Genomic DNA, 22,487 nt, shown 5'->3' on the forward strand with positions numbered 1-22,487 from the left:
CGTGCCGAACGAACGACCGTCGGTCGTCTGGCTGCGCGACGACCTGCGCCTGGCCGACAACCCCGCCCTCGACGCCGCGGTCGCGCGGGGCGGCCCGGTCGTGGTCGTCTACCTTCTCGATGAGGTGAGCCGCGGCATCCGCCCCCTCGGCGGAGCCGTCAAGTGGTGGCTGCACCACAGCCTCGCCTCCCTCGGCGCCGACATCGCGGCCCGCGGCGGCACTCTCACGCTGCGCCGCGGAGACGCCGCCACCGAGATCGCGCGCATCGTCGCCGAGACGGATGCCGCCGCGGTCTTCTGGAACCGCCGCTATGGCCGGGCCCGCGACATCGACGCCGCCCTGAAGTCGAGCCTGCGTGAAGCCGGCGTCGAGGCGCAGAGCTTCCGCGCCAACCTGCTGTTCGAGCCGTGGACGGTCACGACACAGGAGGGCAACCCCTACCGGGTCTTCACGCAGTTCTGGAAGACCTGCCTGGAACAGGGCGTCGCAAGGGACCCGCTCGACGCGCCCGACAGCATCCGCCCGTTCGACGTGCGCAGCGACGACCTCGGCGACTGGGGCCTGCTGCCCACAAAACCCGACTGGGCCGGCGGGCTGCGCGAGCACTGCCGCCCGGGCGAGGACAACGCGCACGAACGGCTCGAGGGCTTCGTCGACGAGGTGCTCGAGAGCTACAACCGACGCGACGAGCCCGGCTTCGAGGCGACCAGCGGACTCAGCCCGCACCTCCGCTTCGGCGAGATCAGCCCCCTGCAGATCTGGCACCGGCTGCACGGCGCGCTGGGCGCCGGCGCGAAGGCGAACGCCGCGGGGTTCCTGCGCGAGGTCGGCTGGCGCGAGTTCAACTGGAACATCCTGTACCACTTCCCCGAGCTGCACGAACGCAACTACCGCAGCGCCTTCGACGCGTTCCCCTGGGCCGACACCCCCGAGTGGGAGATCGACGCCTGGCGCCACGGCACGACCGGGGTCCCGCTCGTCGACGCCGGCATGCGCGAGCTGTGGGAGACCGGCACGATGCACAACCGGGTGCGCATGGTCACCGCGAGTTTTCTCATCAAGAACCTGCTCGTCGACTGGCGGGTGGGCGAGGCCTGGTTCTGGGACACCCTCGTCGACGCCGACGAGGCCAACAACCCGGCGAACTGGCAGTGGGTCGCGGGCAGCGGGGCGGATGCCGCGCCCTACTTCCGCGTGTTCAACCCGGTTCTGCAGGCCCAGAAGTTCGACAAGCACGGGCGGTACATCCGTCGCTGGGTCCCCGAGCTGGAGGCGGGCGAGTACCCGCTCGAGCCGATCGTCGATCTCGCCCAGTCGAGGCGCGACGCCCTCGCCGCGTACGACACGATGAAGGCCTCGACCTCGTAACCACGGGGTTGTGGCGGGCGTCGCCCGGTTGCCAGAATTCAGGGGATCAAAGGAGATTTCCATGGTGACACGACTCAACCCGTACCTCGGCTTCCGCGACAACGCCCGCGAGGCGATGGAGTTCTACCGGTCGGTGTTCGGTGGCGAACTGACCGTCAGCACGTTCGGCGACCTTCAGATGAGCGACGACCCGGCCGAGAAAGACAAGGTCATGCACGCGCAGCTGGAGACCCCGAACGGGCTGGTGCTGATGGGCGCAGACACCCCGAGCTCGGTGGACTACACCGGCGGCGGCGACCTGGTGTCCGTCTCCCTGAGCGGGGAGGACGTCGAGGAGCTGACCGGCTACTGGGAGAAGCTCTCCGAGGGCGGCACGGTGCAGGAGCCGTTGACCGCGGCACCGTGGGGCGACCAGTTCGGCATGTGCGACGACAAGTTCGGGGTTCACTGGCTCGTGAACATCTCCGGCTCACCCGCCTGAGCGGGGCCTTCCGTCCGGCGTCAACCCCGCGCGCCCGAAATCGGTCGCGCGAGTAGCGTCGCCCGCACACGCACGGCGACCCGTGCCGTCGTGGCCAACGGGAGGAAGACAGATGTCACAACGCAACACCCTCGTACGCAGCATGCACGACCTCGGGCTGGCCGCTTGGTTCGGAGGCTCGCTGATGGGCGCGGTCGGTTTGAACGGCGCAGCGGCGACGGCCAACTCCCCCGCCGAGCGGCTGGCGATCTCGTCGCGCGGCTGGGCCAAGTGGGCGCCGGTGCAGCTCGCCGCAATCGTCGTGCACGGCGTCGGAGGGATCGGTCTGATCGCCGGCAACAAGACTCGGTTGATGGGGCAGCAGGAGAGCCGCACGAACACGATCATCAAGACCGCCGTCACCGGGCTCGCCGGTGCCTCGTCTCTCGCATCGGGCATCGCGGGCAAGAGGATGAGCGACCACTCCGACGAAGGGGCGCGCGGAGTCACAGAGCCGGGCAGCGGGTCGTCGCCGGAGCTGAGCTCGGCGCAGCGTGTCCAGAGAGTGCTGCAGTGGACGACGCCGGTGCTCACCGCCGTGCTCATCGTCCTCGCCGCCCAGCAGGGCGAACAGCAGCGACCTGTGAAGGGACTGTGGGAGACGACTCTCAAGAACCTCCGGCGCTAGTGGGCGGATATCAAAGAACTCCTGATCGCACTGCCAGCACTCGCTCAGGTTTGGTGACGGCGTCGCCGGGATCCGCGGGATGGCGCGGCAGACGCGGCTCCGAGATTGTTCGAATCAGGCACGAGACGGTGTCGATCCCGACCGCCGCCCAATCCGATTCCCGCGTCCGGTCCGGACCCCCAGTGCACCCGGGAACGACCGGCCTCACTGGTTCGGGGAGATTCGGGTGCTGACTTGAAGGAGTTCAGACAATGAACAACATCACGAAGAAGACTCTGCTCGCCACCGGCGGAACCGCCGCCGCTGCCGCCCTCGCGATCGTCGGCTTCGCCGGCCCCGCATCGGCCGACACCACGAGCGACACGTCCAGCGAGTACAGCTCCACTCAGACCAGCACCGATCTCTTCGGTGACATCTCCGACCTGTTCGGCAACGTCTCGCTCGCCGGACAGTCGCCCATCGTGATCGCCCCGCAGGTGGGCGATGTCGCTTCCGGCGACGTGCTCGGCGGCGGCGTCCTGAGCGGCAACGACGTGACCGCACCCGTCACCGCCCCGGTCACTGCCCCGGTCGCCTCGGGCAACGACGCCTCGGTCGAGGCGCCCGTCACCGCGCCGATCACAGCACCCGTGACGGCCCCCGTCACCGGCGGCGACACCAGCACCGACATCGGCGCCGGCGTGAGCGACCTGGTCGACAGCGTCACCGACGTCGACGGCCTCATCGGCGACGTGACCGGCGGACTCGGACTCGAAAGCGTCCTCGGCCGCTAACCAGCCACGGCGCGAGAAGGCTCCCGGTTGACGCCGGGGGCCTTCTTTCGCATACCGCTCTTTCAGGCGGCGTCAATGCCGCGAGCGAAAACCGATCCGCGGGTAGCGTCGCCTGAACACGTCAACCAAAGGATCACTGTGAACACTGCTGCGAACGTCAAGCACATCAACGAAGCGCTGGCCACCTACGGGGCCGGACCGTTCATCACCACCGACACGACGGGCGACGACGAGAAGAGCGTCGTCACGGGCACCCTCGACGGCCGTTCGGTCCGTGTGGAGTTCACCGTCGGCAGCGGCAGCCCCGACCCCGCCCACGCTGTGGCGATGTTCGACGCGGAGACCGGCGATCAGCTCGGGCAGGGCGACAGCGCGGCCACGTTCGCAGACGCGATCTCCAGCTACCACTGGAACGGCGCGCTCACCGGCACCGACGAGAGCCGCTAGCAGCCGCCCGCGCACGAGAAGGCCCCCGGTCCACGCCGGGGGCCTTCGACGTTCGCGTCACGCCGTGAAGCGGTGGGCCCCGGATGCCACGGCGAACGGCTCTCGGCCGGGCAGTTCGACGCGCGCTGTCGATCCCGTCGGCACCACCAGCTCGACGGTGAGCCTCTCCGCGTCGATCACCCAGGCGATCGACAGCTCCCCGTACGGCGTCAGGTGCCGCGCGCTGGCGGAGGTGAGGCCGCCGCCCGGCTGCGGTCGCACGAGGATCTCCCGGTAACCGGCGCTCGCGGGCGAGATGCCCGCCACAACACGGTGCATCCAGTCGGCGACGGCTCCGAGGGCGTAGTGGTTGAACGAGGTCATCTCCCCCGGGTTGATCGAGCCGTCGGGACGCTGCGAGTCCCAGCGTTCCCAGATCGTCGTCCCGCCCTGCAGCACGGTGTACAGCCACGACGGGCACTCCCGCTCGAGCAGCAGGTCGTAGGCGATCTCAACCGTGCCGGCCGTGGTGAGCGCGTCGGAGATCACGGGCGTGCCCGCGAACCCGGTGGCGATGCGGTTTCCGGCCGCGTGCACGAGCTCGCCGACGCGGGCGCGCGCCATGGTGGCGCGCTCCGTGTCATCCGGAATCAGCCCGAACTGGATAGCGAGCGCGTACGCGGTCTGCGCGTCGCTCGTCATCCTTCCGCTCTCCTCGAAGTACTCGGCGATGAAAGCCTCTCGCACGGCCGCGGCGAGCGCCTCGTAGTGCGCGGCGTCGGCGTCTCGGCCGATCACGCGCGCTGTCTCGGCGAGCCGGCGCGTCGACCAGGCGAAGTAGGCGGTCGCGACGAGGTAGCGGTCGGTGAGCGCGGCGGCGGGGTCCTCCGGCGGTGCGGCCGGGTCGAGCCAGTCGCCGAGCTGCTTTCCCTCGTTCCACAGGTGGTCGTCGCCGGCGAGCCGGTCGGCGAGGTCGACCCAGGCCTTCGCGCTCTCGTACTGCTGCTCGAGGATGCCGGTGTCGCCGAACCTCTCGTAGAGCGTCCACGGGGTGAGCACGGCCACGTCGCCCCACACCGCGCCCGGGTCGATCGGCGTCCACGAGTCGCCGCCCGGGATCACCGGCACGTACCAGGGCACCGTGCCGTCGGGCAGCTGTTCGACGGCGACGTCTTTCAGCCACGAGCCGAGCATGCCCGACACGTCGTAGAGGAAGGCCGCGGTCGGGGCGAAGACCTGCAGGTCGCCGGTCCAGCCGAGGCGCTCGTCGCGCTGCGGGCAGTCGGTGGGGATGTCGACGAAGTTGCCGCGCATGCTCCAGCGCACGTTCTCGTGCAGCCGGTTGACGAGCGGGTCGGATGATTCGAACCAGCCGGTTCTCTCGAGGTCGGAGTGGTAGACCTTCGCCACGACCGCGCCAGCCGCGAGCTCGCCCGGCCAGCCCGAGACCTCGGCGAAGCGGAAACCGTGGATGGTGAACCGCGGCTCCCACCGACGCTCGCCGCAACCGTCGAGCACGAGCGTGTCGGTCGACGCCGCCAGGCGCAGCGGGCGGGTGTAGAGCTCGCCGTCCTGCAGGACCTCGGCATGGCGCAGCGTGATCGTGGCGCCGGCCGGGCCGTCGACGACGAGGCTGAGGCGGCCGACGAGGTTCTGCCCGAAGTCGAGGATGTACGCGCCGGAGGCCGAGCGGGTCACCGCGACCGGGGCGAGCTCCTCGGTGCAGCGCACGGGCGGACCCTCGGGGGCGACGAGGGTGGAGGGGTCGCGCTCGGCGATCGCCACCGGGGTCCAGCCCGCGGCGTCGAACGCCGCGCTCGACCAGCCCGGCTGCTCGGCGCGGGCGTCGTAGGTCTCGCCGTCGTAGAGTCCCGACTCGAGGATGGGGCCGAACGAGGCCGTCCACGACTCGTCGGTGGCGACGGTGTCGACCCGTCCGTCGTCGTACTCGACCTCGAGTTGGGCGATGAGCGAGACATCCGCCCCGTAGAGATTGCGGTAGCCGCCGTTGAAGCCCATGCGGCCGCGGTACCAGCCGTCTCCGAGCCAGGCGCCGACGGCGTTCTGGCCCGTGGTGAGCAGATCGGTCACGTCGTGCGTGTAGTAGCGCAGACGCTCGCCGTAGACCGTCCACCCCGGGGACAGGATGTCGTCGCCGACGCGCACGCCGTTGATCTCGGTCTCGTGCACGCCGTGCGCGCTCACGTAGAGGCGGGCGCGGCGGACGGGCGCCGTGACGGTGAACTCGCGGCGCACGAGCGGCGGTCGTCGGTCGGTGTCGGGATCCTCGTCCCAGGCGGGGCCGACCGCCTTCGCGACCCAGTCGCCGGGTTCGAGCAGCCCGGCCTCGACGTAGCCGGTCTCGCTGAACGCCGACGCCACACCGTCGTCGCCGTAGACGCGCACGCGGACGCCCACGCGCTCGCGCGAGGCGAGCGGCGCGACGGGCCAGGCGACGAGCACCTGCTCGTGCGACTCGAGCCGGCCGGTGCTCTGCGTGCCGTCCGCGCGGTCGAACTCGAGCTCGTAGCCGGCCTGCATGAATCCGGGTTCGGCCGTCGTCTGCCAGGAGATGCGCGGGGAAGCCACTCCGATGCCGATCGCTTCGTCGTAGTGGTGCTCGAAGCGCACTGGTCGGCTGATTGTTGCTTGCACGGAGGTGACTACCCTTTCACGGAGCCCGCGGTGAGGCCCTTTTGAACGCGTTGGTTGAGGATCAGATAGAGCACCAACGTGCCGAACACATTGATGCAGATGGCGGCGAAGAGCGGGCCGTAGTTCGTGGCGCCGAATTCGCCGTTGAAGTTCAGGAGCCCGACCTGGATGGTGCGCAGGTCGCTCGAGTTCGTGAAAGTCAGGGCGATGAGCAGGTCGTTCCAGATGAAGAAGAACTGCACGAGGGCGACGGTGAAGATCGCGTTGCTCACCATCGGCATCCCCACCGAGAAGAACGTGCGGATGATGCTCGCCCCGTCGAGCGTGGCCGCCTCGAACACCTCGCGCGGGATCGCCCTGAAGTAGGTGGCCATCATGAATACCGTCAGCGGGAGGCCGATCGCCGTGTAGGTGATGACCAGCGGCCACAGCGTTCCGGTCAGCCCGGTCTGGAAGTAGACGGTGAACAGCGGCAGCAGGATCATCTGGGTGGGCACCATGATGCCGATGAGGAAGGCGAGCAGCACGCCGCCGCGCCCCTTCCAGACCAGCACCTCGAGCGCGAAGCCGGCGGCCGTGCCGAACAGGATGATGAAGAACAGCGCCGGGAACACCGACAGCACGCTGTTGGTGGCGTACTGGGCGATGTTGCCGGTGTTCCAGGCTTCGACGTAGTTGTCGAAGGTGAATTGCGACGGAAGCGACCAGGTTGGATTGTTGAGGAACTCGGCGTTGGTCTTGAACGAGCCGAGCAGGAGCCAGACGAGCGGGTAGACGACGAGGACGAGCAGGATGGCCACGAGGATCGTGGTCGGCACTTTCTTGACGAGCCGTCGCGTCGTTCGGCTGCGCTGGGTCGGGCGACGGCCGGGTTGCCGCGTCGACTGCTGGGTCGTGCGCTGGAGTGCGGGAGCAGACACGGTCTAGCCCTTCGTGAGGTCGCGGCGTGAGGAACGGAAGATGAAGACCGTCACGACGAGACAGAGGATGGTGAGCAGCAGCGCGATGGTGCTGCCATAGCCGTACTCGCCGTAGGTGAACGAGGTCTGGAACATGTAGAGCGTCAGCGGGCTGGTGGTCGTGCCCGGCCCGCCGTTCGTGAGGGCGAGGACGCTATCGAAGACCTTCAGCGTTCCGTTGATGCTGAAGATGATCGAGGAAAGCAGCACGGGCAGCGAGAGCGGGATGACGATGTGGCGCACGAGTTTCAGCCCGCTCGCCCCGTCGAGCCGGGCGGACTCGAGGGTCTCCTCGGGGATGTCGACGAGGCCGGCGTAGAGCAGCACGCCGTAGAAACCCATGGAGCGCCAGATGTCCATGACGGCGATGACGAGGAAGGCGCTGCCGGCGGAGCCGAACCAGTCGACCGACGGAATTCCCACCACGTTGAGCAGTTCGTTGACGAGGCCGTTCTGCGGCGCTACCTCGAACATCTTCTGGAACATGAGTGCGACCGCGACGGTCGGCAGCACGACGGGGAAGAAGACGAGCGTGCGAACGATGCTCGACGAGCGCCGCAGCACGAAGACGTAGAGCAGCGAGAGCGCGTAGCCGAACAGGACCTGGCCGATGGTGATGACGAAGGCGTAGCGGATCGTGAACCAGAGCGCATCGTGCACGCGGGTGTCGCCGATCATCGTGGCGAAGTTGTCGAGGCCGACGAAGGTGAAGCCGACGATGGCGTTGCCTTCGAAGACCGTGTAGCCGAGCGACCATATGACGGGCACCAGCATGACGAGGGTGTAGACGAGGAGGGCGGGGCCGACCAGGATCAGGATCGACTTCTTGTCGCCGAGGACGTTCTTCATTCAGACTTCTTTTCTCGCGATGGCGATCCGGCCGCGACTGTGTCGCCGCGGCCGGATGCCTGCAGTGGTGTTCTCGGTGCGGTCAGAGGTCGTTCTGCACGAGCTCCATGAACTCCTCGGCCGTGATGTCGCCGGTCACGAGCTGCGCGGCGTTGGTCTGGCTCGTCGTCGTGGCCTTCGTCGAGAAGAGCGCCTCGAACCAGAGGACGGCCTGCTCGGTCGTCGCGATACGCTCCTGCACCTCCTGCGTGAGGGCGGGCAGGTCGTCGACGGGAGTGTTCACCTTGAAGCCGGAGACGCGTCCCTGGCTGGTGAGGGCCTCGCTGCCGTAGTTGTCGGCGATGCAGCTGAGCCAGTCGCCGACCTTCGAGTCGTAGGTCTTCGCGTTGAAGGTCGCGGGCAGGCCGACGTTGGCCGCGATCTGCGAGCTGTCGCCCTCGCCGCCCTCGACGTTCGGGAACGGCATGAAGCCGATGTTGTCGAGACCGACCTGGTTGCGCTCCGCGTCGTTGAAGTCGCTGAGCGCCCAGCTGCCCATGTAGAACATGGCGGCGCTGCCGTTGAGGAACTGGTTCGTGGCGGTGTCGTAGTCGATCGACCCGACACCCTGCCCGAAGTACCCCTCTGCGCCGAGGTCGGCGACGGCCTGCGCGGCCTCGACGTACTCGGGGTCGGTCAGCTTCGCGTCGCCGTCGGTGACCTTCTGAAGCGCGTCGGGTCCGAGGGTGCGGAAGATGTAGTTGCCCAGCAGCCGGGTGATCGGCCAGCCCTGCTCGCCGCTCGCGGAGAACGGAGTGACTCCCGCGTCGTCGAACGTGCCCGCCGCCGCGACGAGGTCGTCCCAGGTCTCGGGAACCTCGACGCCGTTGTCGGCGAAGATCGTCTTGTTGTACCAGATGCCCTCGATGTTGTACTCGAACGGCAGAACCTTGAAGCCGCCGTACAGGGCCTCGATGGTGGAGATCGCCGCTGGCTCGATGTTCTCGATCGCGTCGAGCTCGGTGAGGGTGCTCTCGAAGTCGAGCACATTGCCCGAGTCATCCAGAGTCTTGGTCAGCGCGGGCGCGTTGCCTGCGGAGTACACGACCGGCAGGGCGTTCTGCCCGGCGAGCAGCTGCAGCCGCTGGTCGAGGTTCGTCTGCGGAACGGAGTCGCTCGTGAACGGCAGCGCCTCGTTCTCGGTGGCGCAGGCGTCTTCGGACAGCGCGGTGAAGATGGCGGGCAGTTCGGCGTTCTCCGAGTTGGTGAGCAGGCTGAACTCGTCGGGCGACGAGCTGCCTCCTCCACCGCCTCCGCCAGCGCAGCCGGAGAGCAGCAGAGCCGCGCTTCCGACTCCGGCGACCAGTGCGAGGGTGCGTCGCCTGCTGTGACGTGTGGTCATCATTCCTCCTTGAATGGTGAGCGCTGGCATTATTGAAGCGCTTCAAAAGCAAGATAGTCTGTTGTCGAGCGAAAGCGCAACCCGCTCTGTAACGATTCATCCGGAGTTTGTTTTCTCCCCGAGTAAGTTAGGCACCATGACGACGTTGTTGGGCGATGGCCGCCGCGCGAAGGATCCGGCGCCGAGCATGGCCGACGTCGCGCGTCACGCGGGGGTATCGCTCGGCACGGTGTCGAACGTGCTTAACTCGCCGGCCAAGGTCGCGCCGTCCACCCTGACGCGGGTGCGGGCATCCATCGACGCCCTCGGCTTCGTGCGCAACAACCTCGCCCGCTCGCTCGCGGCCGGCCGCGCCGACACCCTCGGTTTCGTGATCGTCGACATCGGCAACTCGCTCTTCGTCGACATCGCCCGCGGCGCGCAGGAGGTGTCGGGCGAGCAGGGGATGAAACTGCTGCTCGCCAACAGCGATGTCGACCTCGCGGCGCAGAACTCCTACCTCGACCTGTTCGACGAGGCGCGGGTCGGCGGGGTGCTGCTTGCCCCCCTCGACGGACCTCTGGATGCGGCCGCACGAGTGCGCAGCCACGGTCGGCCCGTCGTGCTGGTCAACGCCCCCGATCCGCAGACCGACACCTGCGGGGTGGTCGTCGACGAGGAGCTCGGCGGGTATCTCGCGACCCGTCACGTGCTCGACTCGGGGCGGCGTCGACTGGCGTACACCGGCGGGCCGCTCACGCTGCACGCCGTGGCCCAGCGCTACGCCGGGGCCAGACGCGCGGTCGAGGAGGCGGGTGCCGGGGCGACGCTCGAGCTCATCGAGACGACGAAACTGACGATCTCGGAGGGCCTGGCGCTCGGACGCTCCCTCGCCGAACGCGACGAGACCCACCGCCCCACCGCCGTGATCTCCGCGGCCGACGCGCTCGCCTCGGGCTGCGTGCAGGCGCTCATCTACGCGGGCATCCGGGTTCCCGACGACATCGCGATCATCGGCTACGACAACAACCACTTCGCCTCCGACAGCGTCGTGCCGATCTCGACTGTCGGGCAGCCGGGTCACGAGATGGGGCGCATCGCGACCGAGCTCCTGCTCGAGGAGATCCGCTCGCCGGGCGACCACGTGCACCGCACGATCACCCTCGAGCCGCAGCTGATCGCCCGGGCGAGCACTCGGTCGGTCTGAGCCCGGAACACGGCCGCGGCTCGCGTTCGTGACTCAGGATGAACCGTGCCGGGCGCACCCCGCGGACCCGGAATAACGCGAGCGCGGCGGCATGCGCAACCCGTTCGTCCTGAGTGATGAACGCGGCGCACCGGCCGGCGCCTACTCCCCAGACGGCACCAGGCGCTGCCGCCGCCGCGCGTTCAGGTCGAACACGCCGAGCGCGAGCGCCGCGACCATCAGCCCGATCGAGATGAGCAGCGCGTTGCGGAAGCCGTCCTGGTAGGCGACGAGCTCGACCTCGGTGCCCGACTCGCGCAGGATCGTCGCGAAGTACATGGCGGTCGCCGCCGCGACGCCGATCGAGGTGCCGACACGCTGGCCGAGCTGCGCCATCGATCCCGCGACGCCGCCCTCGCTCACGGGCACGTCGGCGAGGGTCAGCGTCTGGTTGGGCGAGATGACGAAGCCGCCGCCGATGCCCGCGATCAGCAGCGCGGCACCCATGCCCCACGGCGCGAGCTCGGCGGGCAGCGAGATCGCGAGAACGAGGTCGAGCGAGAAGCCGATGATCACGAACACGAGTCCGAACACGACGAGCGCCCTCCCGTAGCGCTGCACCAGCCGCCCGCCGATGAAGGCCGTGATGGCGGATGTCAGTGCGAACGGAATCGAGACCAGTCCGGCGAACACGGGTGCGAGCCCGAGCCCCTCCTGCAGGAACAGCGTGCTGATGAGGAACACCGCCGGCAGGGCGCCGAAGTACGCGGTGGCGAGCAGCAGCCCGTTGCGGTACGACGACTTGCGGAACAGGGCGAAGTGCACGACCGGCGACTTCCCCCGGCGCTGGTAGGCGAGCTCCCACCAGACGAAGACGCCGCCGAACAGCGCAGCCGACGCGAGCCAGAGCCAGCGCAGCGGGCTGTCTCCCGGCCCGCCGGTGGTGAGCACGAACGGGAAGAGCAGGCTGAACGTGGCGACCCCGAGCAGTAGCACGCCGATCAGGTCGAGGTTGGATCTCACGCGCGGCCCCGACCGCTTCGGCAGCAGCCTCAGCGCGAAGAAGATCGCCGCGAGCCCGAGCGGGATGTTCATCCAGAACAGCAGACGCCAGCCGTCTTCCGGCCCGCCGAGCAGGATGAGCAGCCCGCCGAGGCTCGGCGCGAAGGCGGTGGAGACGCCGATGGTGGCGCCGAAGACGCCGAACGCCCGCCCGCGCGCCTCACCCTGGAAGAGCTGCTGCACGAGGCCGAGAACCTGCGGCATCTGCACGCCGGCCGCGATGCCCTGCAGGATGCGCCCGATCACGAGCGCCTCGATGCTCGGCGCGAGAGCACACAGCAGGCTCGCCGCGGTGAAGCCGCTGAGGCCGATCACGAACATGAGCTTGCGCGAGTAGATGTCTCCGAGCCTGCCGGCGGGCACGAGGGCCAGCCCGAACGCGAGCGCGTAGCCGGCGACGATCACCTGCAGCTCGGTGGCGCCGGCGCCGAGAGACTTCTCGATCGACGGGAGCCCCACGTTGACCTTGCTCAGGTCGAGGATCGTCAGCGCCGCGACGCTGACGGCCACCGCGAACGCCTGCCACTTCGCTCGGTCGCTCAGCGCGGCAGGCGGCGGCGTCTCACTCATTGTGCAAACCTACGCCAGCCGGTGTTTCATGCGTGCGAACTCTTCAGCGCAGGGCGAGCAGCGCCTTCTGCGCCTCCGAGCCCTCCGGCACGTCGATCGGGATGCGCGTCGAGCCGACCTGCAGCGTGACGACGCTGACACCGAGATACCGTGGATGCTCGGCCACGGTCACCGACCGCAGGGCGTCGAGGGAGACGACGGTGCGCCCCCGCGAGAGCGCCGGCACTCCCCCACGGGTGAACCATTCGCGACGGCTCAGCACCTGCAGCTCGGTCGGGGTCGCGGCGACCAGCGCTCCGTGCAGGGTGATCGGCAGCACAGCATCCGCAATCCTGCTCAGCACGCCGCCGCGGCGGCGCACGACGACACGCCCGTGGGCGGCCAGCAGCCGGATGTCGGGCTCGCGGCGCCTCAGATCGCGGAACCCGGTCACAAACAGGGCGTCCTTCTTGCCGAGGTCGTCGAGCTCGAGGGGCGGATGCTCGGGCGGAAGCCCGCGCGTGCGGCCGGTCTGCTCGGCCCGCCTGCGGAGCAGGTCGGTGAGGGCGACGACGGTGTCGTTCGAGGAGCCGTTGTAGGGCACGATCACCGCGTCGCCGACGAGGGTGAAGATGGTGAGCTGGGCGTCGAGCAGATTCACCCAGTCGTTGATCGCGGCGATCTCGTCGAACCCGACCGACAGCTCGGTGAAGCGGTCGCCGTCGCGGCCGAGGATGGTGAGCGCCCGCTCGTCGACGATAATCAGGTGGTCGTAGAGGTGCATCGCCGGCGTCGCGTCGCGCCGGGCGATGTTGCGGGGGAACTTCAGCACGAGGATGGTCGCGGCGAAGTCGATCGGACGGCCGCGGTAGAGGGGCGGCACCTCGTCGGCGGTCGTGACCTCGTCGATCCACGGGCCGAACGCGTCGTATTCCGCGGTCGAGGTGTAGCTCGCAGTAGTCACGAGATCGAGACCTCCAGTGGTCGGGGTGGCCGGTCGCCGGCTAGGGGCAATGCTAACCCCGCCGCCCGCACCGGCGGCCGAATTAGTTATTGAACCACACGGTTCAGTGATGTATTCTGAACCACATGGTTCAGCAACAGGTTCTCGATCGGGCATTCGCCGCACTCGCCGACTCGACTCGCCGTGACATCCTGACCCGGCTCGGCGAGGGGCCGGCGACGATCGGCGAGCTCGCCGAGCCGTTCGGGATGACGCTCACCGGACTCAAGAAGCACGTGAACGTGCTCGAGTCGGCCGGACTCGTCACGACGACGAAGGTCGGCCGGTCACGCGAGTGCAGATTGGGATCCGAGCGATTGGACGACGTCATGCACTGGATCACCCTGTATCAACGCCTCTGGGAGCGTCGACTCGACGGGCTCGAGGCCTACTTCACCCTCGAGAAAGGAACGGACGAATGACCAACGACACCGCAACCCACACCCTCCAGATGAGTCGCTTCCTGCCGGCGACCCCCGACGAGGTCTTCGACGCGTACACCGACGCCGAGAAGCAGAAGATCTGGTTCAGCATCCTCGACACCGAGCCCGGCATCGTCGAGATCGAGGTCGACCTGCGCGTCGGCGGGCAGCAGACCGCCGCCTGGGGCGCGAGCCGTGACGAGCTGTTCCGCGAGACGCAGATCTTCCGCGTGATCGACCGGCCGAACCGGCTCGTGACGACCTCGACCGGCAGCACGCCCGACGGCCAGACGATGACGACCGAGATCGAGGTGACCTTCGCTGAGCAAGACGGCGGCACCCTGATGAGCGTCGTGCAGACCGGCTTCCCCACCGCCGAGCTGCGCGACTACTTCTCGACCTACGCCTGGGTCGGCGCGTTCGACCGCATCGAGGCCTACCTCACGCGCGAGTAGCGCCGCGCCCGGCCCGCTGCCGTGCCGGCGCGCCCCTCGCCCGCTCGCCCGCTGGCCCGCTGCCAAACGAAGGAGATTCTGCGATTCACACCCGCGCATCCGGGCCAACGTGTGACTCGACGCCCGGTTCTCCTTCATTTGGCAGAGGGGCGGCGGCGGGGTTCCGGGCGGCGGGCGAGCGGCCCTACGATTGCCCCGGACCGACAGGACGGAGCAACGGATGGCACGGCTGATCTACTCGGCGACCGCGTCCCTCGACGGCTACATCAACGACGCGCAGGGCGCGTTCGACTTCACGGCTCCCGACGCCGAGGTGCACGCCTTCGTCAACGACCGCGAGCGGGAGATCGGCACCTATCTGCTCGGGCGGCGCGTGTACGACGTCATGACCTACTGGGACACGGCACCGGTCGACGACGTGCCGAGTGGCGAGGGCGGACCAGCCGAGGGAGCCGAGGCAGCGATCATGGCCGACTACGCCCGCATCTGGCGGCGGATCGACAAGGTCGTGTACTCCCGGTCGCTCGACACGGTGACGGCCGATCGCACCCGGCTCGAGCGGGACTTCGATCCCGAGGCGGTGCGCGCGCTCAAGGAGGCGGCGCACCGCGACCTCTCGGTCGGCGGCGCCGAGCTCGCCGGTCAGGCGCTGGCCGCGGGCCTCGTCGACCTGCTGCGCGTCTACATCGTGCCGGTGGTGGTGGGCGGCGGCACACGACTGCTGCCCGACGGGCTGCACCTCGAGCTGGAGCTCGTCGACCAGCACCGCTTCACCGACGGCACCGTCCACCTGCTGTACGCCGTCGAGAACTGACGTCCCACGCGATCAGGTGCGGTCGACCGCGGCGAGGATCGCGGCGGCGAGCTCGCGAGGGCGGGTGAGCTGCGGCCAGTGTCCCGTGGGCAGGTCGACGAGCTCGTAGTCGGTGAGCCTGGCGAGCTCGGCGAAGTACGGGCTGCCGGCCGCCATCCACTCCCGCAACGCGTCGGTCGTGAACTCGCAGCAGATCACCGTCGCCGGCACGTCGTAGCGCCGCGGGTCGCCGAGGACCTGCTTGTCACTCGCGACCCGCGCGGGCTCCGGGATGGCGATCGAGCGGAACCGCTCGCGCAGCGCCTCGTCGAGGTCGACGAGGTCGCCGTCGTCGAACACCGACCAGTCGGGCAGCGGGATCTCGCCGTCGACGACCGGCAGCTCGTCGTTGATCGAGTCGCCCGCCCCGAGCGGTCCGCTGTCGACGTAGACGACGCGGGCCACGGAGTCGGGCCGGGCGTCGGCCACGGCGTGCGCGATCGCGCCGCCTCCGCTGTGACCGACGAGGACGACCGGGTCGGGTGACGCGTCGACCGCCGAGACCACGGCGGCGACGTGGTCGCTCAGGCCGATGTCGGTGCGGTCGGCATCAACGGACTCGAGACCGGGCAGGGTGAGGGCGCGAACGTCGTGTCCGGCATCCGCCAAGGGCTTCGCCACGTCGTTCCACGAGGCGCCGTCGAGCCAGAAACCGGGAATCAGGATGATCTGCATGGCCCGAGGCTAGGGGATGGCGCCGACAACGAAAAGGGTCAGGCGACGGAGACGACGACGAGGCGCAGCGCCTCGGTCTGCTCTGCCCAGGTTCCCGAGATCGACGCGTCACCCGTTTCGCCGAGCTCGACCACTCCGGGGTAGCGCGTGATCGTCACGCTCAGCCCGCCGGCCGTGGCCGTGGTGATGCCGCGCTCGTGCCGGGTCGACACGTCGGCCACGGCGGGAGGCGCGACCGACGTCGTCTGCGCGCCGCTGCCGGAGACGCGCGCCGTGGGTTCGCGGCGCACGGTCTCGCCGTCGATCTGCACGACCAGCTCGGCCTGCACGCCCCCGGTGAGTGCCGCGGTCGCGGTCGCTGCGAGATAGGCGGGGTCGCCTGCGCCGTCGTACACCCAGCGGTCGCCGAGCACCGAGTGCTGCATCGTGGTGATCAGCCACGCTTCGGCGCCCTCGAGCGGGGCGCCGCGGTACGTGAGCGGTATCTGCACGACCGCGCCATCCGACTGTCGCAGCAGCACCGTCTCGATTCCGACCTCACCCTCGGGGTCGTCAAGCCGGTAGGCGGCGCGCGCCGCGAATCCCGTGCCGGCCGCACCCACGAACCACGGCTGGCTGGGCGCCCACGCCTCCACGAGTTCGAGCTTCGACGGTCGGATTTCTGCCTGGTGCAAGAGGGCCATGCGCCCACTCTAAAGCCCCTGTCACCCGCGGTGGCCGGATCGCTATCCTGTGCACAATCGAGCAGAAGGGAAGCAGCACATGGAGCGCACGTATCCCCCGGGAGTCACCTGCTGGATCGACACGGCCCAGCCGGATCCCGAGGCGGCGCGCCGGTTCTACGGCGGGCTGTTCGGCTGGACGTTCGAGAACGTCTCGCCCCCGGGCGACGACGTCTACCTGATGGGCCGCCTCGACGGGCAGGACGCCGCCGCCGTCGCGCGCGGCGACGGCCCCGCAGAATGGACCACGTACATCTCGACGGACGACATCGACGCCACCGTGGCGCGGGTGGTCGCGGCGGGCGGCACCGCGCTCGGGCCCCCGCTAGCGGCGGGCGACAGCGGCACCAGCGCGCCGTGCGCCGACCCGCAGGGCGCACGGTTCGAGCTCTGGAAGGCGGGATCGTTCTCGGGAGCGCAGGCCGTCAACGGCCCCGCCTCCTGGAACTTCAGCGACCTGCGCACCCCCGACCCGACGGCCGGCAAGGCGTTCTACACGTCGGTGTTCGGGTGGGACTACCTCGATCTCGGGCCGACGGTCGAGGCGATGATCAGCGTCGCCGGCTACGGCGCCCACCTCGCCGCGACGGCCGACCCCGACATCTACGAGCGGCAGGCGGTGGCCCCCGACGGCTTCGAGAACGTCATCGGCGCGGTCGAGCCCACGGCGGGCGACGAGAGGCCGCGATGGCGGGTGAAGTTCAGCGTGGCGAACCGCGCCGCCAGCATGGAGCTGGCGGAGAGCCTCGGCGCGACGGTGCTCGGCACCGAAGACCAGGTGTGGGCACTGCTCGCCGACATCCGCGACCCGCAGGGTGCGGAGTTCACCATCAGCGAGTTCGTCGAACCGGAGTAGCTACCAGGTGCCGCCGGGCGACTTCACGACGGGCACCGGCGCCTGCGACCAGTGCGCGCCGTTGGCGTAATGGCTGTCGCCCAGGGCGAGGCCCAGATGGCCTGTTCGATCTGCGCGGTGGGGGCGGATGCCGCGAAGCCGGCGACGATCGCGGCATAGCCCGGGTTGCCGTGCAGCGCCTTGGCCGCGTTCTGAGCGGCCAGGTCGAGATTCGCGTAGCTCCCCAGGCCGCTGCCGCCCCCGGATCCCCAGCCGTTGTTCAGCGGGTTGTTGCGGTTCCACCAGTCGTCGGTGCCGTTCTCCTGACGCATCCACCGGGTGAACACCGCGACGTTCGAGTCCGACATCGGGAAACCGGCGTAGAGCATCACGAGCTTCGCCCAGTCGTGGTTGGTGCCGCCGGCGGCGAGCCGCGCGTAGCCCGATTCGGCGGTGAAGCCGTCGCGTGGGGCGTCGGCGGCGTGCACAGCGTCGAGCGGCACGGAGACCGACTGGGCGTTCGCGGCCACGTACTCCTTGAGGCGGTTGGGGTCGGCGACCGCGGCGGGCGGGACGGCGAGCACGCTCGCGGCGCAGATCGCCAGGGCGGCGGCGGATGCGACGAGCCCGAGTGCCCGGGACGTGAGACCCGCGTGCAGGGAGAGCGGTGCCGCTCGGAGCGCGCGGTACGAGGGAAGTGGAGAGGTCATAGGAGGGGGACGGGCACGGATTGTCCGGCACAGGTCTGTACCACCCTCGCAGTGGTACTTGGCAAAGTCCTGAGAGTGTGGGAGCGTGGCGGCCAGGCACAGAGAAAGGGCTCACATGGCCGGGTTCGCGTCCTGGCTGTTCGGCCTCTCGGTGCAGCAGCCGACCGAGTACCGCCACCTCATGCGGATCCGTCACGCCGTCTTCACGCCCGTCGCCTCGTTGCATGCCGAGATCGTGCGGTCGGCCGAGCCGATCCCGTTCGACGAACTCGACCGCGACGCGTTCGCGCCCTTGAGCGCGGGCACCGGCTGGGGTAGGACATTCGACTGCGCCTGGCTGCGCGTATCCGGCGAGATTCCAGCCGGCGTCAGCGACCCGGTCGTGATGCTCGGCATCCGCGGCGAGGGGCTCGTGCACTCCCCCGAGGGCGAGATCGTCGACTCGGTGAGCACGGTGTTCCAGCAGGGCGACCTGCCGCACAGCGGCGGAAAGTACCGGCCGGTGCGGGTCGACACCTCGACCGGCGCCGTGGAGTTCTATGCCGACGTCACCTACAACGGCTTCATCCTCTACGAGTTCGGCCGGCCGGCCTTCCACGGGGCCTATGTGGCGACCCGCGACGAAGAGGTCTACGCGCTCTACTACGACTATCTGACGCTCGTCGTGCTGGCCGGCGCCACCGACGACGCCCAGCTCGAGGGCGACCTGCGGCTCGCCCTCGGCGACTGCTACGCCCGGTTCTCCGCGGGCGACGTCACCGGCGCGCGGGCCGCACTCGCCGATTCGCTGAGCGCCACGTCGGAGAGCGACTTCGTCTACAGCGCCGTCGGCCACGGGCACCTCGACATGGCGTGGCTCTGGCCGTTGCGTGAGACGCGGCGTAAGGCGGCACGCACCTACGTGCGAGCGCTCAACACGCTCGACCGCCGGCCCGACTACGTCTACGGAACGAGCCAGCCGCAACAGATGCACTGGATGAAGCAGCGTCATCCGGCCCTCTACGCCCGCATGAAGCAGGCCGTCGCCGGCGGCCGCATGGAGCTGCAGGGCTCGTTCTGGGTGGAACCCGACACCAACCTGCCCTCGGGCGAATCGCTCGTGCGGCAGGCGCTCGTCGGCCGACGGTTCCTGCAGCAGGAGTTCGAGCTCACCGACGACCAGCTTCGTCTCTGCTGGCTGCCCGACACGTTCGGCTACAACGGCAATCTTCCGCAGATCCTGCGCGGCACCGGCATGGACTGGTTCCAGACGATCAAGCTCGCGTGGAACAAGGTCAACGACTTCCCCCACCGCACCTTCACCTGGCAGGGCATCGACGGCTCCACCGTGCTCGTGCACATGCCGCCCGAGGGCGACTACAACAGCCGCGGGGCCGCCGACGGACTGCTCACCGGGGTCGAGAACTACCCGGAACGCGACCTGGGCACCGCGCTGCTCGTCTACGGCTCGGGCGACGGCGGCGGCGGCCCCGGCGAGATCCACCACGAGGTGACCGAGCGCGAGCGCGACCTGCGCGGGCTGCCCCGCGTCGAGCACTCCACGGCGAGCGCGTTCTTCCGCGAGCTTGAGAAACGCGAGATCGAGCACACCCACACGGGCGAGCTCTACCTCGAGACCCATCAGGGCACGTACACGACGCAGGCGCAGATCAAGCGCCACAACCGGCTGGTCGAGCGCAAGCTGCACGAGGCGGAGGCACTGGCCGTGATCGTCGGCGACGACAGCAGGCCGGTGCTCGAGCAGCACTGGCGGGACGTGCTGCTGAACCAGTTCCACGACATCATCCCCGGGTCATCCATCGCCCGCGTCAATCGCGAGGCCATCGAGACGTACGAACGCGTGGAGACCGCGCTCGACGGCTACGCGGGCGAGCTCGTCGCCCGGCTGCCCGGAGTCGGCGACGCGCCCGGCGCGATCAACCTCACCGGCTTCCCCCGCCGGGAGAGCGTGAAGGTCGGCGACGGCTGGTTCGACGTCGCGGTGCCGCCGTACGCCGCGGCCGCCCTGACGCCCGCTGCGCACGACCCCGCGCTCACGTACACCGACGACTCCCTCGGCAACGGCGAGCTCACACTGCGGTTCGGGGCGTCGGGCGAGATCGTCTCCTGCCTCGACCGCGCCGGCGTCGAGCACGCGGGTGCCGGCCTCAACCGGCTCGTCGTGCACAAGGACCCGTACGTGTGGCCGTTCAACGCCTGGGACATCGACCCCGGCTACACCACCAAGACACCGCGCACCCTGCGGCTCACGGAGTCGTCGAGCGAGGTCGACGGCTCGACGGTCGTGCGTCGGCAGGTCTTCCGCGCGCGCACGGTGACGGTGGTGCAGCGCGTGATCCTCGAGGCGGGCAGCGACGTGGTGCGGTTCGACACCGAGGTCGACTGGAAAGAGCGGCACCGGATGCTCCGTGCCGAGTTCCGACCGGAACGCTACGGCGACACCGCGCTCTGCGAGATCCAGTTCGGCCACATCGCGCGGCCGACGACCGAGCGCGACGCCGTGGAGAAGGCGCAGTTCGAGGTGTGCGCCCACAAGTGGATCGCGACCGAGAACGGGCAGGGCGGCTTCGCGCTGCTCAACGACGGCAAGTACGGGCACAGGGCGAAGAACGGCCTGCTCAGCCTCAACCTGCTGCGCGCACCGACCTTTCCCGATAAGACGGCCGACCGAGGCATCCACCGCTTCACCTACGCCTTCTGCCCGTTCGAGACCGGCGACCTCGCCAAGGTCGTGCGCGAGGGCTACCGCCTGAACAACCCGCTGCTCGTCGCCGACGGAGCGCGGTTCGACTCGGTGGCGAGCGTCGACGACCCGGGCATCGTCATCGAGACCGTCAAGCGGGCGGAGCACGGCGACGGCGTGGTGCTGCGTCTGTACGAGAGCCTCGGCCGCGCCACGACCACCGCGCTGCGGGTGGACCTGCCGCACAGAACGGCGCGGCTCACCGACCTGCTCGAGCGGCCGACAGGCGAGGCCGACCTCGGCCGGCTCGAGTTCGGGCCGTTCCAGATCATGACCATCCTGCTGGAGGGCTGAGCGATGTCGACGGCGACCGCCACCGAAGTGCCGACGAGAAAGCAGAGCATCGCGGTGATCACCGCGGGTTTCGGGCAGAACTTCGTGCTCACGACGGTGTCCACGTTCATGCTGGTCTACCTGCTGCAGTACGCGGGCATCAGCACGGCGGGCATCGGCGTGGTGACGGTGATCATCACGGCGGCGAAGATCGGCGACGCGATACTCGACCCGGTGATGGGCACCATCATCGACATGACGCGCACGCGGTGGGGCAAGCTGCGGCCGTACATCCTCTTCTCCGCGCTGCCGGTCGCGGTTCTGTCGGGGCTGCTGTTCTCGGTGCCCGACACGAGCGAACCGCTCAAGCTGCTGTACTTCGGCGTCTGCTACGTGCTGTGGGGGCTCGCCTACACGGTGTGCGACGTGCCATTCTGGGGCCTCATCGGCTCGGCCTTCGCCGACCCCGTCGCCCGCACCCGGGTGATCGGAAAGGTGCGCGCGTACGGCGCGATCGCCCTCGGACTCTCGACCCTGGGCATGCCGTGGCTCGCCCGCCTGCTCAGCTTCGGCCCCGAGACGACCGGGCGGGGCTGGTCGCTCGCCGTCTTCCTCACCTCGCTCGCCGGCATGGCGCTGTTCCTGCTCGCCTTCTTCAACACACGCGAGCGGCGCACCACGGCGGCGAGCACCGGGCTCTCGGTGCGGCAGCTCGTGACCACTCTCGTGCGCAACACCCCGCTGCTCATGGTGCTGCTCGGCTCGGTGCTCGGCTTCGGCCGCTTTCTCGTCCAGGCGGGCGGCGCCGTGTTCGTCGTCATCGCCTACGGCGACGAGGGCACCTTCACGCTCGTGGGCGCCGCGATCATCGTCGGCATGGTGATCGCGTCGTTCACCACTCCCCTGCTGCTCAGCCGCATCTCGGGCCGCACGCTCGTCATCGCGAGCTCGCTCGTGGGCGCGGCGCTGTACCTCGGCATGTACGTCGCCGGGTTCGAGAACCTCGCGGTCATCCTCGTGTTCATCTTCCTGACCGGGCTCACCCTCGGCATCTTCCTCGTCGTGCAGGCCACGATGATCGCCGACTCGGTCGACGACGTCGAGCGCCGGCTGGGCGTGCGCAACGACGGCATCTCGTTCGCGACGCTGACCTTCGTCTCGAAGATCATGAACGCGCTGGCCGTACTCGTCTTCGGACTGTTCATCGTGCTCGCCGGGTATGAGAACGGGGTGGAGATAACCCCGGTCATGCAGAACACGGTGTTCGCGGCGATCACACTGGTTCCGGCCGTGAGCTGCCTGCTGTCTGCCATCCCGTTCCTGTTCTACCGGCTGGGCGGGCCGCGGCCGCGTGCGGGTGCGGGCCCTGATACGGGAACCGGCACCGGCACCGCATAGCCACGGATTGCGCCGTTTGGGGCACCTCGCGCGTGTTCCTGCCCCAAACGGCGCAGATCGGT

At 69.2% G+C, this 22,487-nt stretch carries 21 protein-coding genes; 12 read left to right on the forward strand and 9 right to left on the reverse strand.

Features of this window, described 5'->3' with window-relative positions:
- Position 1: 1 nt before the first annotated feature.
- The 5 genes from ABIE21_RS13255 to ABIE21_RS13275 all read left to right on the forward strand — a co-directional run bounded on the left by ABIE21_RS13255 (position 2) and on the right by ABIE21_RS13275 (position 3,737).
- Positions 2 to 1,369, forward strand: a complete 1,368-nt coding sequence (locus tag ABIE21_RS13255; RefSeq protein ID WP_354025301.1) for a cryptochrome/photolyase family protein — start codon at positions 2 to 4, stop codon at positions 1,367 to 1,369.
- 61 nt (positions 1,370 to 1,430) lie between these two features.
- Positions 1,431 to 1,850 (forward strand): VOC family protein, encoded by a 420-nt coding sequence (locus tag ABIE21_RS13260; RefSeq protein ID WP_354025302.1) that lies wholly within the window; start codon positions 1,431 to 1,433, stop codon positions 1,848 to 1,850.
- Between the two features lie 112 nt (positions 1,851 to 1,962).
- A complete protein-coding gene (locus tag ABIE21_RS13265) occupies positions 1,963 to 2,517 on the forward strand; it encodes a hypothetical protein (protein ID WP_354025303.1) in 555 nt (184 codons plus the stop codon).
- A gap of 251 nt (positions 2,518 to 2,768) precedes the next feature.
- Complete coding sequence (locus tag ABIE21_RS13270; protein ID WP_354025304.1) at positions 2,769 to 3,290, forward strand: hypothetical protein; 522 nt, start codon at positions 2,769 to 2,771, stop codon at positions 3,288 to 3,290.
- 138 nt (positions 3,291 to 3,428) lie between these two features.
- Complete coding sequence (locus tag ABIE21_RS13275; protein ID WP_354025305.1) at positions 3,429 to 3,737, forward strand: hypothetical protein; 309 nt, start codon at positions 3,429 to 3,431, stop codon at positions 3,735 to 3,737.
- Between the two features lie 57 nt (positions 3,738 to 3,794).
- On the opposite strand, the gene ABIE21_RS13280 is transcribed toward ABIE21_RS13275, so the two are convergent.
- The 4 genes from ABIE21_RS13280 to ABIE21_RS13295 form a co-directional block, all read right to left on the reverse strand.
- Positions 3,795 to 6,371, reverse strand: a complete 2,577-nt coding sequence (locus ABIE21_RS13280) for a family 78 glycoside hydrolase catalytic domain (RefSeq protein WP_354025306.1) — start codon at positions 6,369 to 6,371, stop codon at positions 3,795 to 3,797.
- Between the two features lie 8 nt (positions 6,372 to 6,379).
- Positions 6,380 to 7,291: a carbohydrate ABC transporter permease gene (locus tag ABIE21_RS13285; RefSeq protein ID WP_354025307.1), complete on the reverse strand. Its 912-nt coding sequence runs from the start codon at positions 7,289 to 7,291 to the stop codon at positions 6,380 to 6,382.
- Between the two features lie 3 nt (positions 7,292 to 7,294).
- The gene (locus ABIE21_RS13290) at positions 7,295 to 8,179 is read right to left on the reverse strand and encodes a carbohydrate ABC transporter permease (protein ID WP_354025308.1); all 885 of its coding nucleotides are present in this window, start codon (positions 8,177 to 8,179) and stop codon (positions 7,295 to 7,297) included.
- A gap of 82 nt (positions 8,180 to 8,261) precedes the next feature.
- Positions 8,262 to 9,560, reverse strand: coding sequence for an ABC transporter substrate-binding protein (locus ABIE21_RS13295; RefSeq protein ID WP_354025309.1), 1,299 nt, complete (start codon positions 9,558 to 9,560; stop codon positions 8,262 to 8,264).
- 136 nt (positions 9,561 to 9,696) lie between these two features.
- Here ABIE21_RS13295 and ABIE21_RS13300 point away from each other — a divergent pair, with 136 nt between their 5' ends.
- Positions 9,697 to 10,746 (forward strand): LacI family DNA-binding transcriptional regulator, encoded by a 1,050-nt coding sequence (locus ABIE21_RS13300; RefSeq protein WP_354025310.1) that lies wholly within the window; start codon positions 9,697 to 9,699, stop codon positions 10,744 to 10,746.
- A 141-nt stretch (positions 10,747 to 10,887) separates the two neighbouring features.
- Here ABIE21_RS13300 and ABIE21_RS13305 read toward each other — a convergent pair whose 3' ends face one another.
- Together ABIE21_RS13305 and ABIE21_RS13310 are read right to left on the reverse strand one after the other, a co-directional pair.
- The gene (locus ABIE21_RS13305; RefSeq protein ID WP_354025311.1) at positions 10,888 to 12,357 is read right to left on the reverse strand and encodes an MFS transporter; all 1,470 of its coding nucleotides are present in this window, start codon (positions 12,355 to 12,357) and stop codon (positions 10,888 to 10,890) included.
- 43 nt (positions 12,358 to 12,400) lie between these two features.
- A complete protein-coding gene (locus tag ABIE21_RS13310) occupies positions 12,401 to 13,300 on the reverse strand; it encodes a hypothetical protein (RefSeq protein WP_354025312.1) in 900 nt (299 codons plus the stop codon).
- 125 nt (positions 13,301 to 13,425) lie between these two features.
- On the opposite strand from ABIE21_RS13310, the gene ABIE21_RS13315 reads away from it, so the two are divergent.
- The 3 genes from ABIE21_RS13315 to ABIE21_RS13325 all read left to right on the forward strand — a co-directional run bounded on the left by ABIE21_RS13315 (position 13,426) and on the right by ABIE21_RS13325 (position 15,030).
- Positions 13,426 to 13,761 (forward strand): ArsR/SmtB family transcription factor, encoded by a 336-nt coding sequence (locus tag ABIE21_RS13315; protein WP_354025313.1) that lies wholly within the window; start codon positions 13,426 to 13,428, stop codon positions 13,759 to 13,761.
- A complete protein-coding gene (locus tag ABIE21_RS13320; protein WP_354025314.1) occupies positions 13,758 to 14,216 on the forward strand; it encodes an SRPBCC family protein in 459 nt (152 codons plus the stop codon). Before ABIE21_RS13315 ends, ABIE21_RS13320 begins: the two co-directional genes overlap by 4 nt.
- 220 nt (positions 14,217 to 14,436) lie before the next feature.
- Positions 14,437 to 15,030: a dihydrofolate reductase family protein gene (locus ABIE21_RS13325; RefSeq protein WP_354025315.1), complete on the forward strand. Its 594-nt coding sequence runs from the start codon at positions 14,437 to 14,439 to the stop codon at positions 15,028 to 15,030.
- A 12-nt stretch (positions 15,031 to 15,042) separates the two neighbouring features.
- Here ABIE21_RS13325 and ABIE21_RS13330 read toward each other — a convergent pair whose 3' ends face one another.
- Together ABIE21_RS13330 and ABIE21_RS13335 are read right to left on the reverse strand one after the other, a co-directional pair.
- On the reverse strand, positions 15,043 to 15,744 hold the full coding sequence (locus tag ABIE21_RS13330) for an alpha/beta fold hydrolase (RefSeq protein WP_354025316.1): 702 nt from the start codon (positions 15,742 to 15,744) through the stop codon (positions 15,043 to 15,045).
- A gap of 38 nt (positions 15,745 to 15,782) precedes the next feature.
- Entirely contained in the window at positions 15,783 to 16,427 is a 645-nt protein-coding gene (locus ABIE21_RS13335; protein WP_354025317.1) for a CG0192-related protein, read from the reverse strand.
- 79 nt (positions 16,428 to 16,506) lie between these two features.
- On the opposite strand from ABIE21_RS13335, the gene ABIE21_RS13340 reads away from it, so the two are divergent.
- A complete protein-coding gene (locus tag ABIE21_RS13340; protein WP_354025318.1) occupies positions 16,507 to 17,322 on the forward strand; it encodes a VOC family protein in 816 nt (271 codons plus the stop codon).
- A 23-nt stretch (positions 17,323 to 17,345) separates the two neighbouring features.
- On the opposite strand, the gene ABIE21_RS13345 is transcribed toward ABIE21_RS13340, so the two are convergent.
- Positions 17,346 to 18,011 carry a hypothetical protein gene (locus ABIE21_RS13345; RefSeq protein WP_354025319.1) on the reverse strand — a complete coding sequence of 222 codons (666 nt, stop codon included), beginning with the start codon at positions 18,009 to 18,011 and terminating at the stop codon, positions 17,346 to 17,348.
- Between the two features lie 115 nt (positions 18,012 to 18,126).
- On the opposite strand from ABIE21_RS13345, the gene ABIE21_RS13350 reads away from it, so the two are divergent.
- Together ABIE21_RS13350 and ABIE21_RS13355 are read left to right on the forward strand one after the other, a co-directional pair.
- Positions 18,127 to 21,048, forward strand: coding sequence for an alpha-mannosidase (locus ABIE21_RS13350; RefSeq protein ID WP_354025320.1), 2,922 nt, complete (start codon positions 18,127 to 18,129; stop codon positions 21,046 to 21,048).
- Positions 21,049 to 21,051: 3 nt separating this feature from the next.
- Complete coding sequence (locus ABIE21_RS13355) at positions 21,052 to 22,425, forward strand: MFS transporter (protein ID WP_354025321.1); 1,374 nt, start codon at positions 21,052 to 21,054, stop codon at positions 22,423 to 22,425.
- Positions 22,426 to 22,487: the final 62 nt, after the last annotated feature.

The sequence above is a fragment of the Conyzicola nivalis genome (assembly GCF_040548875.1).
Lineage (GTDB): Bacteria > Actinomycetota > Actinomycetes > Actinomycetales > Microbacteriaceae > Conyzicola > Conyzicola nivalis_A.